The sequence below is a fragment of the Streptomyces sp. TLI_55 genome, from assembly GCF_900206255.1.
Taxonomy (GTDB): Bacteria; Actinomycetota; Actinomycetes; order Streptomycetales; family Streptomycetaceae; genus Streptomyces; species Streptomyces aquilus.
In genome coordinates this window covers 1,420,598-1,441,916 of sequence record NZ_OAOJ01000001.1, presented here as the reverse complement: position 1 = coordinate 1,441,916, position 21,319 = coordinate 1,420,598, and the positions used below count along the sequence as shown (strand labels likewise).

Below are 21,319 nucleotides of genomic sequence, written 5' to 3'. Positions count from 1 at the left end.
TGATGAACCGTCAGAAAATGTGGAGACGGGCCGGGTCGGTCACCGGTCAGGCCACCAGCCGTATCACCGCCGCGTCGAACACGTCCCACGCCCGCGGGAACGCGCTCTCGTCGTGGCAGTGCCACGCCTCCCAGAACAGGTCGGCGAGCAGTGCGTCCTCCGGGGCGTACACCCGGTACACGTACTGCATTCCGTCGACGGCCGGCAGCGCCACCAGCCAGCACATGCTCTCCATGTCCCTGTGGGACGAACGAGGCGGCACGGCGGTTGCGTACCGGGCGCGAAGCAAGGCGGCGCGCGCCCCCGACGGAAGAACGGCCTGATCTCATCCGCAAGGAGGAGATTCCGGTCGTCGGGGTCCACTCTGCGTGGGACGCGAAGATGGTTCCCGCCGGGGATGACCCGGTCTGGCGGGGCTGATGGGGTAAGGGATGTGCAAGCCCGTATACCCCGGCAGTCCGTGAGCGAGCCGGGAGGTCATCGCGCGGACCACGATGTCCGGCTCGGCGAGGAGCTGGCAGCGGTGGTCTCCGGCGCGCGCCGGCGTGCGCTCAGGGACGGGGACCGGCAGATCGACACCGCCCATCTGCTGCACTCCCTCCTGGAGCACGACCCCGAGGTGCGGGCCGTCTTCGAGGGCGGACCGCAGCTCGCCCGGCTGCTCGCCTATCTCGTGCAGCGCAGCATCGGCTACGGGCTGCGCTGGCAGGGCAGCGTCGAGGACTCCGGGGCGGTGCCCCTGGTGACGGAGGCGGACGGTCTCTCGCCGCTGACGGCGGACGGTCTCTCGCCGCTGGCGGCGGACGGTCTCTCGCCGCTGGCGGCGGGCGCGATGGAGTACGCCCACGAGCGCGCCGCCGGTCGCGGCGCGGACCGGGCGAACGGCGTCGACCTGCTCGCGGCGGTCGTCACCGATCCCGAGGCCCGCGCCGTCGAGGTCCTGACCCGGGCAGGCATCGACGCGGAAGCGCTGCTGAGCGGGCTTGAGGGTCGCGTACCGGACGCCCCCTGGCCTGCCGACAACCACTAGGCGACGGTATGGCCGCCATGCACTAGGCGACGGCACGGCCGACAAGCGGTAGGCGACCGCACGGCCACTGTCCGGACAGCCGCACGGCATGTCGGTGCCGAGCCCGGCAGCAGCAGCCGCACACCAGACAGCCACCACCTCCGAACCCCCGCACCCCAGACAGCCACCCCCCCAACCCCCTGCCTCGTCCAACCGTTGAGACAGGTGTCAAAGGGGGTGACGGTCATGTCAGCGCCTGTCATCATGTGCCGGTGCAGACGATTGACAGCAGTTCCGGTCACCGCGGCCGAGGCGTCGGGCTCGGGCTCGCCCTCGCGTCGGCGGTCGCCTTCGGAGGTTCCGGTGTCGCGGCCAAGCCGCTGATCGAGGCGGGCCTCGACCCGCTCCACGTGGTGTGGCTGCGGGTGGCCGGCGCGGCCCTCGTGATGCTGCCGCTCGCCGTGCGCCACCGGACGCTGCTGCGCCGCCGCCCCGCCCTGCTCGCCGGGTTCGGACTGCTCGGCGTGGCCGGGGTGCAGGCGTTCTACTTCGCCTCGATCTCCCGGCTGCCGGTGGGAGTCGCGCTGCTCATCGAGTACCTCGCGCCCGCCCTCGTCCTCGGCTGGGTCCGGTTCGTGCAGCGGCGGCCGGTCACGCGGGCCGCCGCGGTCGGCGTGGTCCTCGCCGTCGGCGGCCTCTCCTGCGTCGTCGAGGTCTGGTCGGGCCTGAGCATCGACGCGGTCGGCCTCCTGCTCGCGCTGGGCGCGGCCTGCTGTCAGGTCGGCTACTTCGTCCTGTCCGACCAGGGCACCGACTCCGGCGACACCCCCGACCCGCTCGGCGTCATCGCGTACGGCCTCCTCATCGGCGCCGCCGTCCTCACGGTCGTCGCCCGCCCCTGGTCGATGGACTGGTCCGTGCTCGGCGGTACGGCGGACATGAACGGCACCTCCGTCGCGGCCGCCCTGCTGCTGTCCTGGATCGTCCTCGTCGCCACGGTCCTCGCCTACGTCACCGGCGTCATCTCCGTGCGCCGGCTCTCCCCGCAGGTCGCCACGGTCGTCGCGTGCCTCGAAGCGGTCGTCGCGACCGTGCTGGCCTGGGTCCTGCTCGGCGAGCACCTGTCCGCACCGCAGATCATCGGCGGCGGGATCGTCCTGCTCGGCGCCTTCACCGCGCAGTCCTCGACCCCGGTCAAGCCGGCTCCGGACCCGGTGGCGAGCGGCGGCCCGGAAAGGCAGTTGTCCCGCCCTTCGACGGCTGCCTAGGCTGCCGATCATGCACACGCACTACGTCATCGCACCGCCGGCCGCCTGAGGCGGGCCCTCCGGTCATCCCCGCCCTGCCGCACGCAGGGCGGAACGGTGCTGCCCGCAGACGAAGTCCACGGATCCCGCTGAGCCGGGTTCCCCACTTCTCCATGTCTGCGGAGACGACAAGTGTCGAATGCTTCTCCTGGTACTGCTACTGCTTCTTCCGGCCTGCCCGTCGGGCGCGGCCTGCTCTATCTGATCGTCGCCGGTGTCGCCTGGGGCACCGCGGGCGCGGTCGCCGCGCTGGCCTACGGGGTCAGTGATTTGGGGCCCGTCGCCCTGTCCTTCTGGCGCTGCGCGTCCGGGCTCGTCCTGCTGGCCGTCGTACGCCTGCTGCGCCCCCGGAGCCGTACCGTCGCGCGCGGACCGCTCGGCCGCACGGCGTGGCGGGCGACGGCCACCGGCCTCGGGCTCGCCGTGTTCCAGACCGGCTACTTCGCGGCCGTACGCTCCACCGGACTCGCCGTGGCCACCGTCGTCACGCTCGGCGCCGGGCCCGTCCTCGTCGCGCTCGGCGCCCGGCTGACGCTGGGGGAGCGGCTCGGGCGCGGTGGCACGGTCGCCGTCGCCGGGGCGCTCGCCGGGCTCGCGGTGCTGACCCTCGGGGGCGGGGGTTCCGCCGTACGCCCCTGGGGTGTGCTGTGCGGGCTGGCGTCGGCGGCCGGTGGGTCCGCGATGACCCTGCTCACCCGCCGCTGGGGCCGTGACGGTGAGACGGACGCGGCGACCACGTCCGTCGGGGTGTTCGCCGTCACCAGCGCGCTGCTGCTGCCGTTCGCGCTGGCCGAGGGCCTGGTCCCGCACACCGTCGAACCGGGCCTGCTGCTCTGGCTGTTGGCCTACCTCGCCACCGTCCCCACGGCCCTCGCCTACGCCCTCTACTTCGCGGGCGCGGCAGCCGTACGGTCGGCGACGGTGGCCGTGATCATGCTCCTGGAGCCGGTCAGCGCGGCTGTGCTCGCCGTGGCCCTGCTCGGCGAGCATCTGACGGCGCCGACCCTTCTCGGGACCTTCCTGATGCTGGGGTCGGTCACAGGGCTCGCGGTGGCCGAGACCCGTGGCGAGCCCGCACCTGTCTAGCGGCTTCAGCCGACGCGGCGGCGCAGCATGTGCGCACGCGCCGCCGCGTCGCGCGGACCGGCCCGCTCCGCGAGGCGTACGGCGATCGCGTCCTGGACCTCCTCGCTCCGCCGCCCTCCGTACTTGAACTTCGCCCGTACGCCGGTGACTTCGAGCCGCACCCCGCGCAGACCCGACAGCATCCGGTCGAACGGCGCCTCGCCAACGGCCACTTCGGCCGTACCGCCCTCCGGCTGGAAGTGGCCGACCTGCCGGTTGAGCAGCGCGGCCTTCTCGGCCGGGTCGTCCACCACATGGGCCCGGCAGCGGAGTTGGACGGCCGCGTAGAAGCTGGTCGGCGTGCCGTGCTCGGCCGGGACGTCCGGGTCGGCCTGCCAGGGGCCGGGGACGTACACGTAGTCGTCGACCACGCTCAGTACGACATCGGGGTGCGCCGACAGCGCCGCCCATATCGGGTTGGGGCGGGCCAGGTGGGTGAGGACCTCGCCGCGCTCGGCGTCGTACAGGAAGTGCAGCGGCTGGGCGTACGGCGGCTCGCCGTCCGGGCCGTTGACGACGAGCGTGCCGAAGTCCCGTACCGCGAGCCACTGTTGCCACTCGGCGTCGGCGTGCGGCGCGTCCCACGGGTGGATCAGCATCACAGGGCCGTGAGGTAGTCGGGGAGGCCGGTGCCGGGAGCCAGGTCGGGGTCGCCGACCGGGGTGTCATAACCCTTGCGCAGCGGGACGACGCCGGCCCAGTGGGGGAGGGCGAGGTCCTCGGGCTCGTCGTTCACCCCGCCGGTGCGCGTCTTCGCGGAGACCTCGTCGAGGTCGAGGCGGATGACGGCGGTGGCGGCCAGCTCCTTCTTGTTGGCGGGCCGCGAGTCCTTGGACCGGCCCGCCACGACGTGGTCGACGAGGGCGTCGAGGGCGAGGCGCTTCTCTTCCGGGTCCGTCACGTCGTACGCGGTGCCGTGCACCACCACGGACCGGTAGTTGATCGAGTGGTGGAAGGCCGAGCGGGCCAGGATCAGCGCGTCGACGTGCGTGACCGTCAGGCACACCGGGAGACCGGGGTCGGCCTGGCCGGTCATCCGCAGCGGGCGCGAACCGGTCGAGCCGTGGACGTAGAGGCGCGAGCCGACCCGGGCGAAGAGCGTCGGCAGCACGACCGGGGCGCCGTCGCGGACGAAGCCGAGGTGGCAGACGTAGGCCTCGTCGAGTATCGCGTGCACGACGTCCTTGTCGTACGAGGCACGGTCCGCGGAGCGGGTGGGCACCGTGCGGTCGGTCGCCGGGTAGGCGGCGGGCTGTGGTGTCGTCGGCTGCGTGGTCCCCTGCATGGCGGTCTCCATAGCGGTACGAGTGGCAACAGCTGTGTGAGTTGCGACGGCTATTGCACTAGTGCATAATCTGCTTTGTGCTAGGAGGATATCGGATCGAAGGGCGGGGCGCAGCCGAGATCGCGGCGAGCGTCGAGCGCGCGGTGGGTGCCGGTGAGCTGGAGCCGGGGCAACTCCTGCCTCCCATGCGGGAGTTGGCGGGCGAGCTCGGGGTGAACCCGAACACCGTCGCGGCGGCGTACCGCGTGCTGCGCGAGCGCGGGGTGATCGAGACCGCGGGGCGCCGGGGCAGCCGCGTGCGGCCCAAGCCGGCCACGACCGCGCGGGAGTCGATCCGGGTGGAGGTGCCGGAGGGAGTACGGGATGTGGCGAGCGGCAACCCCGACCCGGAGCTGTTGCCCCCGCTGGCGGGAGCGTTCGCGGCGGCGGCCGGGCACAACGACCGGGAACCGGTGATGTACGGCGAGGCGGCCGTGGACCCGGAGCTGGCTCGGCTCGCGCGCGCCGCGCTGGACGCCGACGGCGTTCCGGACGGGCCCCTCGCGGTGGCCTCCGGCTCGCTCGACGCGATCGAACGCGTCCTGGCGGCCCACCTCAAGCCGGGCGACACGGTCGCCGTCGAGGACCCGGGCTGGGGCAGCCTGCTGGACCTGATCCCCGCCGTCGGGCTGCGCACCGCCCCGGTCGGGGTGGACGACGAGGGTCCGCTGCCGGACGACGTCCGGCGGGCGCTGCGGTCGGGTGCGCGCGCCCTGATCGTCACCGACCGGGCCCAGAACCCGACCGGCGCTGCGGTGACCGGCGCACGTGCGCGTGCGCTGCGTGCCGTGCTGAGGGAGCACCCGGACACCCTCCTCATCGAGGACGACCACGGTCACGGCATCGTCGACCTGCCCCTGCATCCCTTGGCCGGCGCCACCCGCAGCTGGGCGTTCGTCCGCTCGGCCGCGAAGGCCTACGGCCCCGACCTGCGGCTCGCCGTCTTCACGGGCGACCCCGTCACCGTCGACCGGGTGCGCGGACGGCAGCGTCTCGGGCCCGGCTGGGTCAGCAGGATCACGCAGGGCGCGGTCGCCCGGCTGTGGGCCGAGGAGGCGATCGACCCGAAGGCGGTGGCGGCCGCGTACGCCGCCCGCCGGGACGCCCTGATCGCGGAACTGGCGAAGCGGGGTGTCGCGGCGCACGGCCGCAGCGGCCTCAACGTCTGGATCCCGGTGCCCGACGAGACGGGCGCGGTCTCCCGCCTGTTGCACGCGGGCTGGGCGGTGGCCCCGGGGGCCCGCTTCCGACTGGACGCGGCCCCCGGCATCCGCGTCACGATCGCGAGGCTGAACGAGTCGGAGGCAGCACCACTGGCGGAGGCGATCGCGGCGGCGGTGGGGCCTGGGCCGGGGCGGGGGTATGTGTGACGGCGTTGGTGAGGGCGAGGGTGGGGGCGGGGATGCGGGTGACGCCGTCGGGCGGGGCGGGGATGTGTGCGGCGCCGTCGGCGAGGGGGCGGGGATGCAGGTGACGTCGTCGGGCGGGGTGTGATGTGTGTGGCGCCGTCGGCGGGGGGTGGGCGTGCGGCTCGGCTTGTTGGGGCGGTTGCGGGCGCGTCTCGCCTGGTTGGTGGGGGCGGGGATGCGGGTGGTGCCGTCGACGGGGCGCGTCTCGGCTAGTCGGCCGAGGTCGGGGTCGGGCTCTGGATCGCCTTCTCCGTGACGGCGGAGGTGCGCCTCACCCCGGCGCCGGGGGCGGAGGGGCGGGGTGTGTGGCCGACCGGGTTCGGGATGCGTGCGGCGCTGTCGGTCTGCGGAGTCTGCTTCACCTGGGTCAGTGCCGCCCCCGCCAGCACGATCGCCGCCCCCACCGGCGTCGACCAGCTCAGCGGCTCCCCGAGGATCGCGACGCCCGCTGCCGTGGCGATGACGGGGATGAAGTACGTGACCATCTGGGCGGTCGTGGGACCGACTTCGGCGACCAGACCGTACTGGACGAGGAGGGCCAGCCCGGTGCCGAGCGCGCCCAGCGCGGCGATGGCCAGCAGCGGCACGGTCGCGATGTGCGTCGGGGCTGACGTGAACAGCGGGGTCACCACCGCCAGTTGCAGCGTCGCCAGCAGCAACTGGGCGCCGGTCATGGAGAGATGGGAGTGTCCCGACCCGGCCAATGTGCGGCGGACGTAGATCCAGCCGATCGGGTAGCTCAGCGAGGCCAGCAGCGCCATCGCCGTGCCCCCGGCGTCCAGGCCGTGGAAGCCCTGCCAGGCGCCCAGCACCGTCAGCACCCCGAGGAACCCGATCCCGAGCCCGGCCACTCGCACCCGCGTGGGCCGGTCCTCGGAGAGGGCGACCACGGACAGGGCCATGCCCCACAGCGGCGAGGTCGCGTTGCAGATGCCGGCCAGCGTGGACGGAATCGTCAGCTCCGCGTAGGCGAAGAGCGAGAACGGCAGGGCGTTGAGGAGGAGGGCGGCCATCGCCAGATGCCCCCAGATCCGGGCGCCGCGCGGCAGCCGCTCCCGCTTCACCGCCATCGCGGCCGCCAGCACCAGCGTCCCGAACAGCAGCCGTCCGAACGTGACCTGGAAGGGGGCGTACCCGTCCGTGCCCACCTTGATGAGCAGGAAGCTGAAACCCCAGATCAGGGAGAGCGCGGCGAAACGCGGTCGCCAGTCGAGGGAACGAGTCCGGAGCAGGGTGGCGGTGGTCATGAGGGCAACGATGACGCCGAAAACCTCGTAGCACAATCGAGATGTTCGACGCGATATCTCGTAGCATCGCTTACATGTTGAACCTGGAGCGCCTGCGCACCCTCGACGCCCTCGCCCGGCACGGCTCGGTGAGCGGTGCCGCCGAGGGCCTGCACATCACGACGTCCGCGGTCTCCCAGCAGATGTCCAAGCTGGAGCGGGAGGTCGGCCAGCAGCTCCTCGCCAAGAACGGCCGAGGTGTGCGGCTCACGGACGCCGGCCGGCTGCTCGCCGAGCACGCGGCCCGCATCCTGTCGCAGGTCGCCCTCGCCCAGTCCGACCTGGAGGCCCAACGAGGGCAGGTGGTCGGCGAGTTGCGCATCTCCGCGTTCCCCACGGCCGCGCGCGGGCTGTTCCCCGCCGCCCTGTCCGCGCTGGTCGCCGAGCACCCCGCCCTGCGGGTCCGCTCCTGCGAGCTGGAACCGGAGCTCGGCATCGCCGGCGTGGTCCGCGGCGACCTCGACCTCGCCGTGGTCCTGGACTGGTACAACAAGCCGATGCCGCTCCCGGACGGCCTGGTCAAGGCCTCCGTCCTGGACGACCCCGCGGACGTGGCGATGCCGGTCGGGCACCGGCTCGCCGACCGTGACGAGGTGGACCTCGCCGAGTTCGCGGGGGACGAGTGGATCACCTGGGGGCAGGGCGAGTTCTGCCACGAATGGCTTATGTTCACGCTGCGCGCCAAGGGCATCGAGCCGATCGTCGGTCACCGCGCCGCCGAGACCCACACCCAACTCGGGCTCGTGGCGGCCGGGTTGGGCGTCTGCATCGCCCCGCTGCTGGGACGGCACCCGATGCCGGACGGTGTCGTCACCGTCCCGCTGAAGCAGCGGGTCCGGCGCCATGTGTACGTCGTCTGGCGCGCGGACGCGGACCGCCGCCCGTCGATCAGGGCGGCGGTCGAGGCCCTCAGGGAAGCCGCGGCGAAACTGGGGTGAACTTCCCTACAAAGAAGGCAGCTTGCGGAAGTCCCACGACACGATCTTGTCCGGCGTCAGCCGCACCCACGCGTGCCGCCCGTCGTGCGGCATCTCGTCGAGGCCGAAGTTCTTTCGCGCGAACAGCGTCTCGGGGACGTCGAGTTCGGCGTACAGGTCCCCGACCCTGGGCGCCTCGCCCACGAACTCCACGGCACCCGACAGCTCCACGCCGCGCAGCTCGTCGTACTCCTCGCCGGTGTCGATCACGATCGCGACCCGCGGATCGCGGCGCAGATCGGTCCAGCGCCTGCTCTTCACCACCGAGTACAGCCACAACGAGGTGCCGTCCCAGGCGAACCAGAGCGTGCTCACATGCGGCGCGCCGCCCTTGGACACGGTGGCGACCCGGCAGGTGCGCTGGCTGGTCAGGAACTCGTCCAGCTCGCCCGGCGTCATCATGATCTTCCGGCCCCGACGCTGAGTGACGGTCATCCGCCCCCCTCTTTCCTGCTCGGTTTCTGACGATGCGTCAGAAAACAATGCGGTGTCTTCCCTCAACACGCAATGGTGGTTACGCTCGCCCGCCCACACCGTCGGCGACAAGGGGGCAGAACGTGCCGTCGCACGAGCAGTTGAGCGGACTCCTCGACCCGGCGACCACCGTGCTGCTCACGGTGGAGTGCCAGCAGGGCGTCGTCGGCCCCGACAGCGCGCTCCCCGAACTCGCCGAGGAGGCACGGTCGTCCGGCGCTCTCGCCAATGTGGCCCGGCTGGTCGCGGCCGCCCACGAGAGCGGCGTCCAGGTCGTCCACGCGATCGCCGAACGCCGCCCCGACGGCCGCGGCGCCAACCGCAACGCCCGTCTCTTCCGCGCCGCCGAACGCCTCCCCGTCCAGCAGCTGTCCGGCACGAGCGCGGTCCGGGTGGCGGCCCCGATCGAGGTCTCCGAGGAGGACTTCGTCGTACGACGGCTGCACGGACTGTCGCCGATCCAGGGCACGGACGTCGACCCGCTGCTGCGCAACCTGGGCTGCCGCACCCTCGTCGTCACCGGCGTCTCGGCCAACGTGGCGATCCCCAACGCGGTGTTCGACGCGGTCAACCGCGGCTACACCGCCGTCGTGCCCACGGACGCCATCGCCGGGGTGCCCTCCGACTACACCCCGGCGATGATCCGCAACACCCTCGCCCTGGTCGCCACCCTCACGACGACGGCCGAGGTGGTGGCCAGTCTCAGGCGAGGACGATCGAGTCCCCGCTCACAGTGATCTTCTCCTCCGGCAGCGGCTGCGTGGCGGGCCCCTTCTTCACGCTGCCGTCGGTCACCGAGAACTCGCTCTTGTGGCACGGGCAGGTGATCACCCCGTTGGCGATCCCGGTCACCGCGCAGCCCTGATGCGTGCACTTGGACGAGAACGCCTTGTACGTGCCCGCCGTCGGCTGGGTCACCACCACGCCCTCGTCCGCGAAGATCTTGCCGCCGCCCTCCGGGATGTCGGAGGTCTTCCCCAGCGCGGTGCCGGCCGCGGCGGTCGACCCCTCGTCGTCCGAGCTGCACGCGTTCAGCGTGATGGCGAGCCCTGCCGCCCCCACCGCCGCCACGACCGTACGGCGGCTCGGTGCCGAAGCGGGATGAAGCGATTCGCTGGCCATGCTGACGTCCCTTCCGCGGATACCTCGTGAACTGTCCTGAGGTACGGGCCCGGAGTGCGGGTTGTTCAGAGCAGCCCCAGTAACCTGGGGCGATGCTCAAGGAAGCCATCGCGACCCGCTACATCACGCCCCTGCGTGAGGGCGGCTCGCTGCCGGGACTCGTCGAGGCCGACGACCTCGGGACGTACGTCATGAAGTTCACCGGCGCCGGACAGGGCCGCAAGACGCTGGTCGCCGAGGTCGTCTGCGGTGAGCTGGCCCGGCGGCTCGGGTTCCGGGTGCCGCGGCTCGTGACGCTCGACCTGGACCCGGTGCTCGGACTCGGCGAGCCCGAGCAGCAGGTGCAGGACCTGCTGCGGGCCAGCGGCGGCACCAACCTCGGGATGGACTTCCTCTCCGGTGCGCTCGGCTTCGACCCGCTCGCCTTCGAGGTGGACGCGGCCGAGGCCGGTCGGATCGTCTGGTTCGACGCGCTGATCAACAACGTCGACCGGTCCTGGCGCAACCCCAACCTGCTGATGTGGCGCGGCGAGCTGTGGCTCATCGACCACGGCGCCACCATGATCTGGCACCACAACTGGCCCGGCGCCGAGGCCTCCGCGGCCCGCCCCTACAACGCCGCCGACCACGCCCTCGCCCGCTTCGCCCCCGACCTCGCGAGCGCCGCCGCCGACCTGGCCCCGCGCGTCACCGAGGACCTCCTCGCCGAGGTCACCGCCGAGATCCCGGACGCCTGGCTGGCCGACGAACCCGGCTTCGACACCCCGGACGACCTGCGCCGGGCCTACGCCCGGCCGCTGCTGGCCCGGGCCGCCGTCATCCACGACCGCATCCAGGGGATCAAATGAGCGAGCGCCACATCCACATGGCCGGCAGCGTGGTCGAGCGCCACATCATCAAGGGCGGCGAGGGCAACGACCGGGACGTCTTCGAGTACGTCCTGCTGCGCGTCGTCCCGCGCGTGGAGCGCGGCGAGTGCATCAACGCCGGGGTGCTCGTGTACTGCCGCGCGAAGGGGTACGTCGGCGCCCGTACCCACCTCGACGAGGCCCGCCTGCGCGCCCTCGACCCGGACGCCGACGTGGCCGGCATCAGGGCGGCACTGAGCGCCGTCGAGCGGGTCTGCGGCGGCGGGGACGACGCCGGGCAGGCCGGCTCCGACGACGCCGGACGGCGCTTCCGCTGGCTGATCGCGCCCCGCTCCACCGTCGTCCAGCCGGGTCCCGTGCACACCGGGCTCACGCTGGATCCGGCGGCCGAGACCGAGCGGTTGCTGGAGCTCCTGGTCAGGTAATGGATCACACCCGGGCCGTGTGGCGTTGACACCGGGTGCCAGGCCTTCTAGCGTCACGTCTGCCGAAGGTACTAAGCGGTCGCTCACCGACCGGGCCGCACATTCTTCAAGGGCGAGGAGAAGCAGCAATGTCCACCACTGAGCAGCGGGTAGCCATCGTCACCGGCGCCGCGCGCGGCATCGGTGCCGCCACCGCCGTACGACTGGCCGCCGAGGGTCGCGCGGTCGCCGTGATCGACCTCGACGAGGCCGCCTGCAAGGACACCGTGGAGAAGATCACCGCGGCGGGCGGCCGGGCCGTCGCCATCGGTGCCGACGTCTCCGACGAGGCGCAGGTCGAGGCCGCGGTCGCGCGGGTCGTCGAGGAGCTGGGCGCCCCGACCATCCTCGTCAACAACGCGGGCGTGCTCCGCGACAACCTGCTGTTCAAGATGAGCGCCTCGGACTGGGACACCGTCCTCAACGTGCACCTGCGCGGCTCCTTCCTGATGACGAAGTACGTCCAGAAGCACATGGTCGACGCCGGCTTCGGCCGCGTGGTCAACCTGTCCTCGTCCTCCGCGCTCGGCAACCGCGGCCAGGCCAACTACTCCGCCGCCAAGGCCGGTCTGCAGGGCTTCACCAAGACCCTCGCCATCGAGCTCGGCAAGTTCGGCATCACCGCCAACGCCGTCGCCCCCGGCTTCATCGCCACCGACATGACCGCGGCCACCGCGGCCCGCGTCGGCATGGGCTTCGAGGAGTTCAAGGCCGCCGCCGCCACCCAGATCCCGGTCGCGCGCGTGGGCGAGCCCGAGGACATCGCCAACGCCATCGCCTTCTTCACGAACGAGGCCGCCGGCTTCGTCTCCGGCCAGGTGCTGTACGTGGCCGGCGGACCGCTCGACTAGGGGAACAGGAACATGACTTCGGTGGAACTCCCCGAACTCTCCGGCAAGGTCGCCCTCGTCACGGGCGCCAGCCGCGGCATCGGCTACGGCGTCGCCGAGGCACTCGTCGCCCGCGGCGACCGGGTCGTCATCACCGGCCGCAACGAGGACGCCCTCAAGGAGGCCGTCGAGCAGCTCGGCGCCGACCGTGTCATCGGCGTCGCCGGCAAGGCCCACGACGAGGCCCACCAGGCCGTCGCGGTCGAGCGTGCCATGGAGGCCTTCGGCCGCGTCGACTTCCTGGTCAACAACGCCGGGACCAACCCGGTGTTCGGCCCGATCGCCGACCTCGACCTGAACGTGGCCCGCAAGGTGTTCGAGACCAACGTGATCTCGGCGCTCGGCTTCGCGCAGAAGACCTGGCACGCCTGGCAGAAGGACAACGGCGGCGCGATCGTCAACATCGCCTCCGTCGCGGGCATCGCGCCCTCGCCCTTCATCGCCGCCTACGGCGTCAGCAAGGCCGCGATGATCAACCTGACCCAGCAGCTCGCCCACGAGTTCGCGCCCAAGGTGCGGGTCAACGCGATCGCCCCGGCCGTCGTGAAGACCAAGTTCGCCCAGGCCCTGTACGAGGGCCGGGAGGAGGAGGCCGCGGCCGCCTACCCGCTCGCCCGGCTCGGCGTGCCCTCCGACATCGGCGGCGCCGCGGAGTTCCTCACCTCCGAGCAGTCCGCCTGGGTCACCGGCCAGACCCTCGTCGTCGACGGCGGCATCTTCCTCAACGCCGGCGTCGGCTGACCCACCGCGTACGACCGGCACGGGCGCCGCTCGACAGAAACGGCGCCCGTGTCGACGTACAAACCACCCACATCGGACGCGCGACAACCGCACAGACTTCTGACAGCGTTGCCACGATCTCAGCGGTCGAGAACCCACCGGAAGACCCGGTTCTGCTCGCCCGAGGCTGCGGTATGGTCTGCCGACCCTTGGCATGGCAGATCGAGGAGCGTGCGCGTGTTCAACCGGAACCGAGGCCTTCGTCGGATGGCGGCCTTCGCGTCCATATCGTCGCTGGTGGCCGGGTGCGGTGTTCTGTCGTCGGACTCCTCCGACGACCAGGGGCCGATCGTCGTCGGAACCACCAGCGCCCCCAGCACCCTGGACCCCGCCGCCTCCTGGGACAGCTCCTGGGAGCTGTTCCGCAACATCTACCAGACCCTGCTGAGCTACCCCTCGGGCGCCACCACGCCCCAGCCCGACGCCGCCGAGAGCTGTGGGTTCACCGACAACGCGAGCCGTGTCTACCGCTGCAAGCTGCGCGCGGGACTGAAGTTCTCCAACGGCGACACGCTCGACGCCAAGGCCGTCAAGTACTCCATCGACCGGATCGGGAAGATCAACGTCAACGGCGGCCCGGCCGGTCTGCTCGGCAGCCTCGAACGCGTGCAGGCGCTCGGCGAGCGCGAGGTCGTCTTCCACCTCAACAAGCCCGACGCGACCTTCCCGTTCGTCCTCGCCACCCCCGCCATGTCGATCGTCGACCCCGACGAGTACCCGGCGAACGCGCTGCGCAAGGGCGACAGCATCGTGGGCTCCGGGCCTTACACCCTCAAGTCGTACAGCGAGGACAAGGCCGAACTCGTCGAGTACGGCGACTACGAGGGCTACGCCAAGCGCAAGAACGACGCGGTGACCATCCGCTACTTCAAGGATTCCGCGCCCATGGTGAAGGGCCTGAAGGACGGCACCCTCGACGTCGCCTTCCGCGGTCTGGGCGCCGACGACATCGTCACCCTCGACAAGGAACAGAACGACACCGACCTCCAGCTCTTCGACGGCTCCGGCACCGAGATCAGCTACCTGGTCTTCAACCCCAAGGACCCCTGGGCCGGCAAGCTCGCCGTCCGCAAGGCCATCGCCCAGATCGTCGACCGCGGGGCGATCGCGCACAAGGTCTACAAGGACACGGTCGAGCCGCTGTACTCCATGGTCCCCAAGGGCCTCACCGGCCACACCACGGACTTCTTCGACGACTACGGCAACCCCAGTGTCGCCAAGGCCAAGAACATCCTCCAGGACGCCGGGATCACCCAGACCGTCCCGCTCACCCTCTGGTACACCACGGACCGCTACGGCTCCGCCACCAAGGCCGAGTTCGAGGAGCTCAAGGCCCAGCTGGAGGACTCCGGGCTCTTCCGGATCACCCTCAAGAGCCGCCCCTGGAAGACCTACGTCACCGGCTACCAGAACGGCGAGTACCCGGTGTTCGGGCGCGGCTGGTTCCCCGACTTCCCGGACGCCGACAACTTCATCTCCCCGTTCGTCGGCGACAAGAACGCCCTCGGCACGCCCTACCCCGAACCCAAGATCACCGGCATCCTGCTGCCGCGCTCGCGCGGCGAGAGCGACCGCGCCAACGTGGTCAAGGACTTCGAGGAGGCCCAGCAGATCATCACCGACGACGCCCGGCTGCTGCCGCTGTGGCAGGGCCGGCAGTACGTCGCCGCCAACGACGACATCTCGGGCGGCGAGCAGGCCCTGGACCCGTCGACGATCATGATGATGGGCGAGCTGTACCGCAAGACGAGCTGGTGAGCGGGGGCTTTCGGGGTGTGCGGTCCGTTGTCAGTGCTCGCCTGTAGGTTCTGAGCACTGAAGTGACCGCACGACATAAGGACGTTGACGTGACCGACATCGCCATGCTGCCCGAGTCCTGGCGCGGGGTCCTGGGCGACGAGCTCCAGCAGCCCTATTTCAAGGAGCTGACCGAGTTCGTCGAGGAGGAGCGGGCGAAGGGTCCCGTCTTTCCGCCGCGCGAGGAGGTCTTCGCCGCGCTCGACGCGACGCCGTACGACCAGGTGAAGGTCCTGATCCTCGGTCAGGACCCGTACCACGGCGAGGGCCAGGGCCACGGCCTGTGCTTCTCGGTCCGCCCCGGTGTGAAGACCCCGCCGTCCCTCCGGAACATCTACAAGGAGATGAAGGAGGAGCTGGGCACGCCGATCCCGGACAACGGCTATCTGCTGCCGTGGGCCCAGCAGGGCGTCCTGCTGCTCAACGCGGTGCTCACGGTCCGCTCCGGTGAGGCCAACTCGCACAAGGGCAAGGGCTGGGAGAAGTTCACCGACGCGGTCATCCGCGCGGTGGCCGACCGGCCCGACCCGGCGGTCTTCGTCCTGTGGGGCAACTACGCCCAGAAGAAGCTCCCGCTGATCGACGAGACCCGGCACGTGGTGGTGAAGGGCGCCCACCCCTCACCCCTGTCGGCGAAGAAGTTCTTCGGCTCCCGCCCCTTCACCCAGATCAACGAGGCGGTGGCGCGCCAGGGCCACGACCCGATCGACTGGACGATCCCCAACCTGGGCTGACCGCCCCGGGGCCGATCCACCGGGTCGGCCCCGCCTCGCGGTGATTGTCAGTGCCTCCGATTAGCGTCGGACGGGACCATGACGGCCCGAGGGCGTGGAGGACGCGGTGGCGGAGCGACAGGAGCAGGCGGCGCCGGATGCCGTGATGACGCGGATCGGGCAGGTCGTCATGTTGCATCACGCGGGGGACCGCGAGGAGGCCCGGCACCGCTTCCTGGACCTGTGGGCGGAGATCGGCGAGGACGGCGACCCGCTGCACCGCTGCACGCTCGCCCACTACATGGCCGACGCTCAGGACGATCCCTCGGACGAACTGGCCTGGGACCTGCGGGCGCTGACGGCCGCCGAGGAACTCACCGACGACCGCCTCGCCGAGCACGAGAGCACGCTCGCGGTGCGCGCCCTGTACCCCTCGCTGCATCTCAATCTGGCCGCCGACTACGTGAAACTCGACCACTCCGACGCCGCCCGCATCCACCTCCGGCGGGCGCGCGGGGCGGCGGACTCCCTCGCCGACGACAGCTACGGTGACGGGGTGAGAGCCGCGATCAGCCGCCTTGAGCTGCGGTTGGGGGAGGGCTCGCCGGGGGAGGGCGGATGGGCGCCGCCGAGACAGCGCCCGTGAGCCTTCGGAGGGCCTGACGGCCGTACGCCTGCTCGCAGGTCCTCGGCCCCGGGCAGCCCGTGAGCTGCCCTGCGGGTGTCGGCTCGGGTGCGCCTAGTGCCCGTACGTCTGCTCGCAGAGCCTCGCCTCCGGGCTGTCCTTCCGCCAGCCGCCGTACCGCTTGCCGAGGCCGCACACGTCCGGGTTCTTCGGTACCGCCGCCACGTCGGGGATCTCGACGCGCGGCTGCGGCGGCTGCCGGGTCTCGGGACGCGCCGGGTGGGCGGGGTGCTCGGGGTGGGTGCGCGGTGCCTGCTGCCTCGGCGCCGGCTGCTGCGCGGGGGACGGCGGCGCCGCCCGGTGCGTGGCGGGCGCCCCGGGTTTCGCCTCGCGGGACGGGCCGATGAGCTCCAGGGCCTCCCGCGCCGGCGCCTGCACGATCTGCGGCTCGGACCGACCGTCCGGTCGGGGCGCCGCCGGCAGGGACGGCGTCGCCGGTGGACCGGGGGCGGCTGGGCGCTGGACCGTCACACAGCCGGAGAGGGCCGAGACAGCCACGGTGACCAGGAGCGTTGCGGTGGTCGTCGTTCGATGCACCTGCGCCACTCTGCTGCTTACCGCCGGGTTCGGGACAGCGGACAAGCGCAGGTTGCTCCGCACGGGTGATCTCAGGCCCCGTAAGGAGGGCGCGGCACCGCCGGGGGTGACGGCGACGCGGGAGGTGACGTTGGAGGTGGGCCCCGCCGCAGTCGCCGTATGCTGCCGTCGTGTCAGGCACGGGCGAGCGCTAGGGAGACCCACCAGTGAAGGTCGGCTGCATCGGACTCGGCGACATCGCCCAGAAGGCCTACCTGCCGGTGCTGGGCGGCCTCCCCGGCGTCGAACTCCACCTCCAGACCCGGACGCCCGCCACCCTCGCCCGGGTCGCCGACGGCCTCCGCCTCCCCGAGGAACAGCGGCACCAGGATCTCGACGCGCTGCTCGCCGCGGGACTCGACGCGGCCTTCGTGCACGCGCCGACCGTCGTACACCCCGACCTCGTCACGCGGCTGCTGGAGGCGGGCGTACCGACGTATGTCGACAAGCCGCTGGCGTACGAACTCGCCGACTCCGAGCGGCTGGTGGAGCTCGCCGAGGAGCGCGGGGTGTCGCTGGCGGTCGGCTTCAACCGGCGGTTCGCGCCCGGGTACGCGCAGTGCGCCGACCACCCGCGCGAGCTGATCCTCATGCAGAAGAACCGCATCGGGCTGCCGGAGGAGCCGCGCGCGATGATCCTCGACGACTTCATCCACGTCGTCGACACCCTGCGCTTCCTCGCTCCCGGCCCGGTCGACGACGTCACCGTGCGCGCCCGTGTCCAGGACGGTCTGCTGCACCACGTCGTCCTCCAGCTCGCCGGCGACGGCTTCACCGCGCTCGGGGTGATGAACCGGCTCAGCGGTTCGGCCGAGGAGATCCTGGAGGTCTCCGGGCAGGACACCAAGCGTCAGGTCGTCAACCTCGCCGAGGTGATCGACCACAAGGGCCAGCCGACCGTGCGCCGGCGCGGCGACTGGGTGCCGGTGGCCCGGCAGCGCGGCATCGAGCAGGCGGTGCACGCCTTCCTCGACGCCGTGCGCGCGGGCAAGGTGCTCAGCGCCCGGGACGCGCTGGCGACCCATGAGCTGTGCGAGCGGGTGGTACGCGCGGTGCGGGAGCAGGCCGCCTGAGCCGTACGGTCCTCAGCCCCTGTACGACGCACCAGGCGGCCAGGATCAGCAGCGCCGCGTGCGTCGGCCAGTCGCCGTAGCGGACGTACGGGGTGACGCCGGTCGCCAGCGGGACGTCGTAGACCGCCGACGTGCTCGCGTCCGTGGGGAGCCACGCACCGACGCGCTGTCCTTCGGGGCCGTAGACCGCCGACACCCCGGTGAGTGTCGCGTGCACCATCGGGCGGCCTGTCTCGGCGGCGCGCAGGGCGGCCAGCGAGGCGTGCTGCGCAGGCGCCCAGCTGTCCTGGAACGACGACGTCGACGACTGGGCGACCAGCACCTCGGCGCCGGACTCGGCGAGATGGCGGCTCATGTCGGGGAACGCGGACTCGAAGCAGACCATCGGGCCGATCTTCAGCCCGTGCCCGACGTCCATGACCACCTGTTCGCTGCCGCGCCGCCGGTCCTCGCCCGCGGCCTTGCCGACCGAGGTCGCCCAGCCGAGCAGGGAGCGGGCCGGGATGTACTCGCCGAACGGCACGAGCCGCATCTTGTCGTAGCGGTCGCCGGTGAGCCCGTCCGGCCCGACCAGCACGGAACTCTTGTAGATGCCGGGCTTGTCGGAGCGGCGGGCGTCCACGTTGACGAGGATGTCGGCGCCGGTCTCCCGGGAGAGCGTCGCGAGCCGTCCGGCCAGGTCGGGCCGGTCGCCGAGGTCGTATCCGACGCTGCTCTCACCCCAGACGATCAGGTCGACGTCCTGGCCGGCCAGCCGCCGGGTCAGTTGTTCCTCGCGGGCGAAGCGGCTGTCGGGGCCGTCGATGACCCCGGGTTGGACGACCGCGATCCTGACCTGACCGTCCGCGTCGGGGCGCGGTGACCACATCCAGGCCGCGGAGGTGACGGCGGCGGTGGCGACGAGCGCGGCGAGGGCGGGCACGCGGGACCGGGGAAGGAGCACCAGCACGGCGAACGCGACGTTCACCGCCACGATCAGGAAGCTGATCAGCCACACCCCGCCCACCGAGGCCAGCCGCAGAGCGGGCTCCACCTGCCACTGACTGGAGCCGAGCACACCCCACGGCCCGCCGAGCCCCTGCCAGGACCGGACGAGTTCCACCAGCAGCCAGCCCGACGGCAGCACGAAGAACGCGCCGACGATCCGCCGGCCGGCACCGGTGAGGAAGTGCCGGACCAGCCATCCCCAGGGCGCCCACAGCCCGCCGAGCAGGGCCGCGATGACGAGCGTGAAGACATGGAGGCTCGGCAGCAGCCAGTGGTGCATCGCCAGCATGAAGCCGAAGCCGCCCGCCCAGCCGTCGTACGCCGCCCGCTTCCCGGTCGGCGCGGAGCGGGCCAGCACCATCCAGGGGACGAGAGCGACGTAGGCGAACCACCACAGCGACGGCGCCGGGAACGCGAGCACGGGCAGCGCGCCGGCCAGGGCGGCGACCGTGGATCTCCGCCACGGGGTGGTGAGCCAGTGGCCGGGCATCTTCATGCGGCGCCTCCCTACCCCGTGCGTCCCTCCAGTGTGCGTGGTACCGACACCCCGGGGACAGAGGGCATCGGCTCAGTTGATCACGGGCGCGGGCCGGGGGCCGGGAAGACGACGCCACTTCTCCTGCACGACCACCTCGCGCAGCCGCCAGCCGTCGTACGTGCGCAGCAGCCCGAAGGCGTACCGGCCGCCGCAGACGAAGTCGGGCGCGGAGGGTCCCTCGCCGCCGTCGCCGTCCTGCACGAAGCGCATCGGATTGACGTAGTCCGCCTGGACCCTGGCCGTGTCGCCGGTGTCGTGGTCCAGCGTGCCGAAGGTGACGCGCCGGTTGACGATCAGGTGCTGCCGCATGGAGAAGAGGCTCAGGCTCTCCGCGAGCCAGGCGGCGACCTGCCCCGCGTCCCCCTCGACCCCGCCGGCGGACCGGTAGTCCGCGCGGCCGTCCGGGGCGAACAGGCGCCGGTACGCCGCCCAGTCGCCGTCGTCCACGGCCACGGCGTAGTCGGTGATCAGTTCGTCGACGGCCAGTCGGTCCATCACGGTGGCGAGCTCCACACGCTGCGTCATGGGCCGAGTGTTGGGCATGGGACGGGCCGGGCCAAGGGGTGTGCGCGGACAATCGGAGGGCGGGGGGCGCCGGTTGGGGGCATGACGCTCGTCGCGTTGGGCGGGTGGGGCGGTCGGTGGTTGTTGTGGGGCGTCGGTCACCGAGTCGGGTCTTCGAGGACGTCGGTGCGCCAGGCGCTCGACGCCGCCCAGAACCGGTGCTCCGCCGCGTGGGCCGCCAGCCGGGCGTTGCTGGCCCGGGCCTCGGGGCCGTCCGGCAGATGGAACTCCTCGCCGGCGCTCGCGGAACGGGCCTGCATCCCGGTCGCGGAGGCCAGCCTTCGCCGTACGTACCGGTCGAGCGCTGCGGGTACGTCGTCCGACGCGATGTCGGTGAGGCAGTCGCCGAGCACGGCCGCGTCGAGAATGGCCTGCGCCGCGCCCTGCGCCTGGAACGGGACCATGGCGTGGGCGCTGTCGCCGAGCAGCGTCACCCGGCCGTTGTGCCAACGGGGTAGCGGAGTACGGGTGTAGATGCCCCAGCGGTACATCTGCCCGGCACGGGTGAGGACTTGGATCACGCGGTCCTCCCACCCCTCGAACGCCCGCAGTGGTTCGCCCGGTTCGGCCAGCTCGGTCCAGGACTCGTGGGCGGTCCGCGTTCCGAACACGGCCACGACGTTGAGGAGTTCACCCCGGCGCAACCAGTAGTGGACGAAGTGCCGGCCGGGTCCGAGCCATATCCCGGTGTCCGGCAGCTCCAGATCGGCGACCGCGTCGGCCGGAAGCAGGGCGCGGTAGGCGGCCGTTCCCGAGAACACCGCCTCGTCCGCGCTGAAGAGCCACTGCCGGGCGGCGGACCGGATGCCGTCGGCGGCCACCACCAGGTCGGCGCTGAGGCGTTCGCCCTGCGCGGTCGTCACGGTGGCCGACTTGTCGTCCTGGTCGATGCCCACGACCTCCGTGCCCAGCCGTAGCGACCCCGGCGGCACCGCGGCGGCGAGCGCCTGCTGGAGATCGGCCCGATGGACCTGCAGATAGGGCGCGCCGAACTCGTCGTCGACGTCACGTCCCAGCGGGTAACGGCAGATCTCCGTCCCGTCGGACCAGGTACGGAAGCTGAGATGGCCGGGCGGCCCGGACACCGCGGCGACCGCGTCGAGCCGCCCCAGCCGGCGCAGCACCCGCGTCGCGTTCGGGGCGAGTTGGATACCGGCACCCGCCTCGGTGTACCGCGGTGTCTGCTCGACCAGCGTCACCTCGACCGCGGCCCGGCGCAGCGCCAGCGTCGCGGCCAGCCCTCCGATGCCCGCGCCCATGACGATCGCTCGCATGGCACGACGGTAGCGAAGACGTCTCCATCATGACAGGTCAGCGCGGGTTTTCGTAGGACGAACGGCACTGCTCGGG

24 protein-coding genes are annotated in these 21,319 nt (G+C 72.0%); 14 read left to right on the top strand and 10 right to left on the bottom strand.

Features of this window, described 5'->3' with window-relative positions; genetic code table 11:
• Positions 1 to 46: 46 nt before the first annotated feature.
• Entirely contained in the window at positions 47 to 262 is a 216-nt protein-coding gene (locus CRP56_RS06750; RefSeq protein WP_179850901.1) for a hypothetical protein, read from the bottom strand.
• A 171-nt stretch (positions 263 to 433) separates the two neighbouring features.
• Between CRP56_RS06750 and CRP56_RS06745 the strand changes: the two genes are divergently transcribed.
• From CRP56_RS06745 to CRP56_RS06735, 3 genes are all read left to right on the top strand, one after another.
• Entirely contained in the window at positions 434 to 1,030 is a 597-nt protein-coding gene (locus CRP56_RS06745; protein WP_097261265.1) for a Clp protease N-terminal domain-containing protein, read from the top strand.
• A 245-nt stretch (positions 1,031 to 1,275) separates the two neighbouring features.
• A complete protein-coding gene (locus CRP56_RS06740; protein WP_097261263.1) occupies positions 1,276 to 2,277 on the top strand; it encodes an EamA family transporter in 1,002 nt (333 codons plus the stop codon).
• 171 nt (positions 2,278 to 2,448) lie between these two features.
• Entirely contained in the window at positions 2,449 to 3,402 is a 954-nt protein-coding gene (locus CRP56_RS06735) for a DMT family transporter (RefSeq protein ID WP_097261261.1), read from the top strand.
• A 5-nt stretch (positions 3,403 to 3,407) separates the two neighbouring features.
• On the opposite strand, the gene CRP56_RS06730 is transcribed toward CRP56_RS06735, so the two are convergent.
• Both CRP56_RS06730 and CRP56_RS06725 read right to left on the bottom strand, forming a co-directional pair.
• Entirely contained in the window at positions 3,408 to 4,040 is a 633-nt protein-coding gene (locus CRP56_RS06730; RefSeq protein ID WP_097261259.1) for an FMN-binding negative transcriptional regulator, read from the bottom strand.
• A complete protein-coding gene (locus tag CRP56_RS06725; protein ID WP_097261257.1) occupies positions 4,040 to 4,726 on the bottom strand; it encodes a pyridoxamine 5'-phosphate oxidase family protein in 687 nt (228 codons plus the stop codon). Before CRP56_RS06725 ends, CRP56_RS06730 begins: the two co-directional genes overlap by 1 nt.
• Positions 4,727 to 4,803: 77 nt before the next feature.
• Between CRP56_RS06725 and CRP56_RS06720 the strand changes: the two genes are divergently transcribed.
• Positions 4,804 to 6,135 carry an aminotransferase class I/II-fold pyridoxal phosphate-dependent enzyme gene (locus CRP56_RS06720; RefSeq protein ID WP_097261255.1) on the top strand — a complete coding sequence of 444 codons (1,332 nt, stop codon included), beginning with the start codon at positions 4,804 to 4,806 and terminating at the stop codon, positions 6,133 to 6,135.
• A gap of 248 nt (positions 6,136 to 6,383) precedes the next feature.
• Here CRP56_RS06720 and CRP56_RS06715 read toward each other — a convergent pair whose 3' ends face one another.
• The gene (locus CRP56_RS06715) at positions 6,384 to 7,421 is read right to left on the bottom strand and encodes a DMT family transporter (protein WP_179850962.1); all 1,038 of its coding nucleotides are present in this window, start codon (positions 7,419 to 7,421) and stop codon (positions 6,384 to 6,386) included.
• A 74-nt stretch (positions 7,422 to 7,495) separates the two neighbouring features.
• On the opposite strand from CRP56_RS06715, the gene CRP56_RS06710 reads away from it, so the two are divergent.
• Positions 7,496 to 8,398, top strand: coding sequence for a LysR family transcriptional regulator (locus tag CRP56_RS06710; RefSeq protein ID WP_097261251.1), 903 nt, complete (start codon positions 7,496 to 7,498; stop codon positions 8,396 to 8,398).
• 6 nt (positions 8,399 to 8,404) lie between these two features.
• On the opposite strand, the gene CRP56_RS06705 is transcribed toward CRP56_RS06710, so the two are convergent.
• Positions 8,405 to 8,872, bottom strand: coding sequence for a pyridoxamine 5'-phosphate oxidase family protein (locus CRP56_RS06705; protein WP_097261249.1), 468 nt, complete (start codon positions 8,870 to 8,872; stop codon positions 8,405 to 8,407).
• Positions 8,873 to 8,994: 122 nt separating this feature from the next.
• Between CRP56_RS06705 and CRP56_RS06700 the strand changes: the two genes are divergently transcribed.
• The gene (locus CRP56_RS06700) at positions 8,995 to 9,648 is read left to right on the top strand and encodes a cysteine hydrolase (RefSeq protein ID WP_097261247.1); all 654 of its coding nucleotides are present in this window, start codon (positions 8,995 to 8,997) and stop codon (positions 9,646 to 9,648) included.
• Here CRP56_RS06700 and CRP56_RS06695 read toward each other — a convergent pair.
• Positions 9,614 to 10,033 (bottom strand): Rieske (2Fe-2S) protein, encoded by a 420-nt coding sequence (locus CRP56_RS06695; protein WP_097261245.1) that lies wholly within the window; start codon positions 10,031 to 10,033, stop codon positions 9,614 to 9,616. The genes CRP56_RS06700 and CRP56_RS06695 overlap by 35 nt on opposite strands.
• A 92-nt stretch (positions 10,034 to 10,125) precedes the next feature.
• Here CRP56_RS06695 and CRP56_RS06690 point away from each other — a divergent pair, with 92 nt between their 5' ends.
• The 7 genes from CRP56_RS06690 to CRP56_RS06660 all read left to right on the top strand — a co-directional run bounded on the left by CRP56_RS06690 (position 10,126) and on the right by CRP56_RS06660 (position 16,192).
• A complete protein-coding gene (locus tag CRP56_RS06690; RefSeq protein WP_097261243.1) occupies positions 10,126 to 10,881 on the top strand; it encodes a HipA family kinase in 756 nt (251 codons plus the stop codon).
• Positions 10,878 to 11,327: a DUF3037 domain-containing protein gene (locus tag CRP56_RS06685; protein ID WP_097261241.1), complete on the top strand. Its 450-nt coding sequence runs from the start codon at positions 10,878 to 10,880 to the stop codon at positions 11,325 to 11,327. Before CRP56_RS06690 ends, CRP56_RS06685 begins: the two co-directional genes overlap by 4 nt.
• A gap of 128 nt (positions 11,328 to 11,455) precedes the next feature.
• Positions 11,456 to 12,217, top strand: a complete 762-nt coding sequence (gene fabG / locus CRP56_RS06680) for a 3-oxoacyl-ACP reductase FabG (protein WP_097261239.1) — start codon at positions 11,456 to 11,458, stop codon at positions 12,215 to 12,217.
• Between the two features lie 12 nt (positions 12,218 to 12,229).
• Positions 12,230 to 12,997 carry an SDR family oxidoreductase gene (locus CRP56_RS06675; RefSeq protein WP_097261237.1) on the top strand — a complete coding sequence of 256 codons (768 nt, stop codon included), beginning with the start codon at positions 12,230 to 12,232 and terminating at the stop codon, positions 12,995 to 12,997.
• Positions 12,998 to 13,213: 216 nt separating this feature from the next.
• Positions 13,214 to 14,794, top strand: a complete 1,581-nt coding sequence (locus CRP56_RS06670; protein ID WP_179850961.1) for an ABC transporter substrate-binding protein — start codon at positions 13,214 to 13,216, stop codon at positions 14,792 to 14,794.
• An 89-nt stretch (positions 14,795 to 14,883) separates the two neighbouring features.
• Positions 14,884 to 15,567 carry a uracil-DNA glycosylase gene (locus CRP56_RS06665; RefSeq protein ID WP_097261233.1) on the top strand — a complete coding sequence of 228 codons (684 nt, stop codon included), beginning with the start codon at positions 14,884 to 14,886 and terminating at the stop codon, positions 15,565 to 15,567.
• Positions 15,568 to 15,673: 106 nt separating this feature from the next.
• Complete coding sequence (locus CRP56_RS06660) at positions 15,674 to 16,192, top strand: hypothetical protein (protein WP_097273780.1); 519 nt, start codon at positions 15,674 to 15,676, stop codon at positions 16,190 to 16,192.
• A 93-nt stretch (positions 16,193 to 16,285) separates the two neighbouring features.
• Here CRP56_RS06660 and CRP56_RS06655 read toward each other — a convergent pair whose 3' ends face one another.
• A complete protein-coding gene (locus CRP56_RS06655; protein ID WP_257040039.1) occupies positions 16,286 to 16,768 on the bottom strand; it encodes a hypothetical protein in 483 nt (160 codons plus the stop codon).
• A gap of 206 nt (positions 16,769 to 16,974) precedes the next feature.
• On the opposite strand from CRP56_RS06655, the gene CRP56_RS06650 reads away from it, so the two are divergent.
• A complete protein-coding gene (locus CRP56_RS06650) occupies positions 16,975 to 17,880 on the top strand; it encodes a Gfo/Idh/MocA family protein (RefSeq protein ID WP_097261230.1) in 906 nt (301 codons plus the stop codon).
• Here CRP56_RS06650 and lnt read toward each other — a convergent pair.
• The 3 genes from lnt to CRP56_RS06635 form a co-directional block, all read right to left on the bottom strand.
• On the bottom strand, positions 17,804 to 19,363 hold the full coding sequence (lnt, locus tag CRP56_RS06645; protein WP_097261228.1) for an apolipoprotein N-acyltransferase: 1,560 nt from the start codon (positions 19,361 to 19,363) through the stop codon (positions 17,804 to 17,806). The two genes, CRP56_RS06650 and lnt, sit on opposite strands and share 77 nt — an antisense overlap.
• A 72-nt stretch (positions 19,364 to 19,435) precedes the next feature.
• The gene (locus CRP56_RS06640; RefSeq protein ID WP_097261227.1) at positions 19,436 to 19,930 is read right to left on the bottom strand and encodes a nuclear transport factor 2 family protein; all 495 of its coding nucleotides are present in this window, start codon (positions 19,928 to 19,930) and stop codon (positions 19,436 to 19,438) included.
• Between the two features lie 137 nt (positions 19,931 to 20,067).
• Positions 20,068 to 21,243 carry an FAD-dependent monooxygenase gene (locus CRP56_RS06635; RefSeq protein WP_097261226.1) on the bottom strand — a complete coding sequence of 392 codons (1,176 nt, stop codon included), beginning with the start codon at positions 21,241 to 21,243 and terminating at the stop codon, positions 20,068 to 20,070.
• Between the last annotated feature and the right edge of the window lie 76 nt (positions 21,244 to 21,319).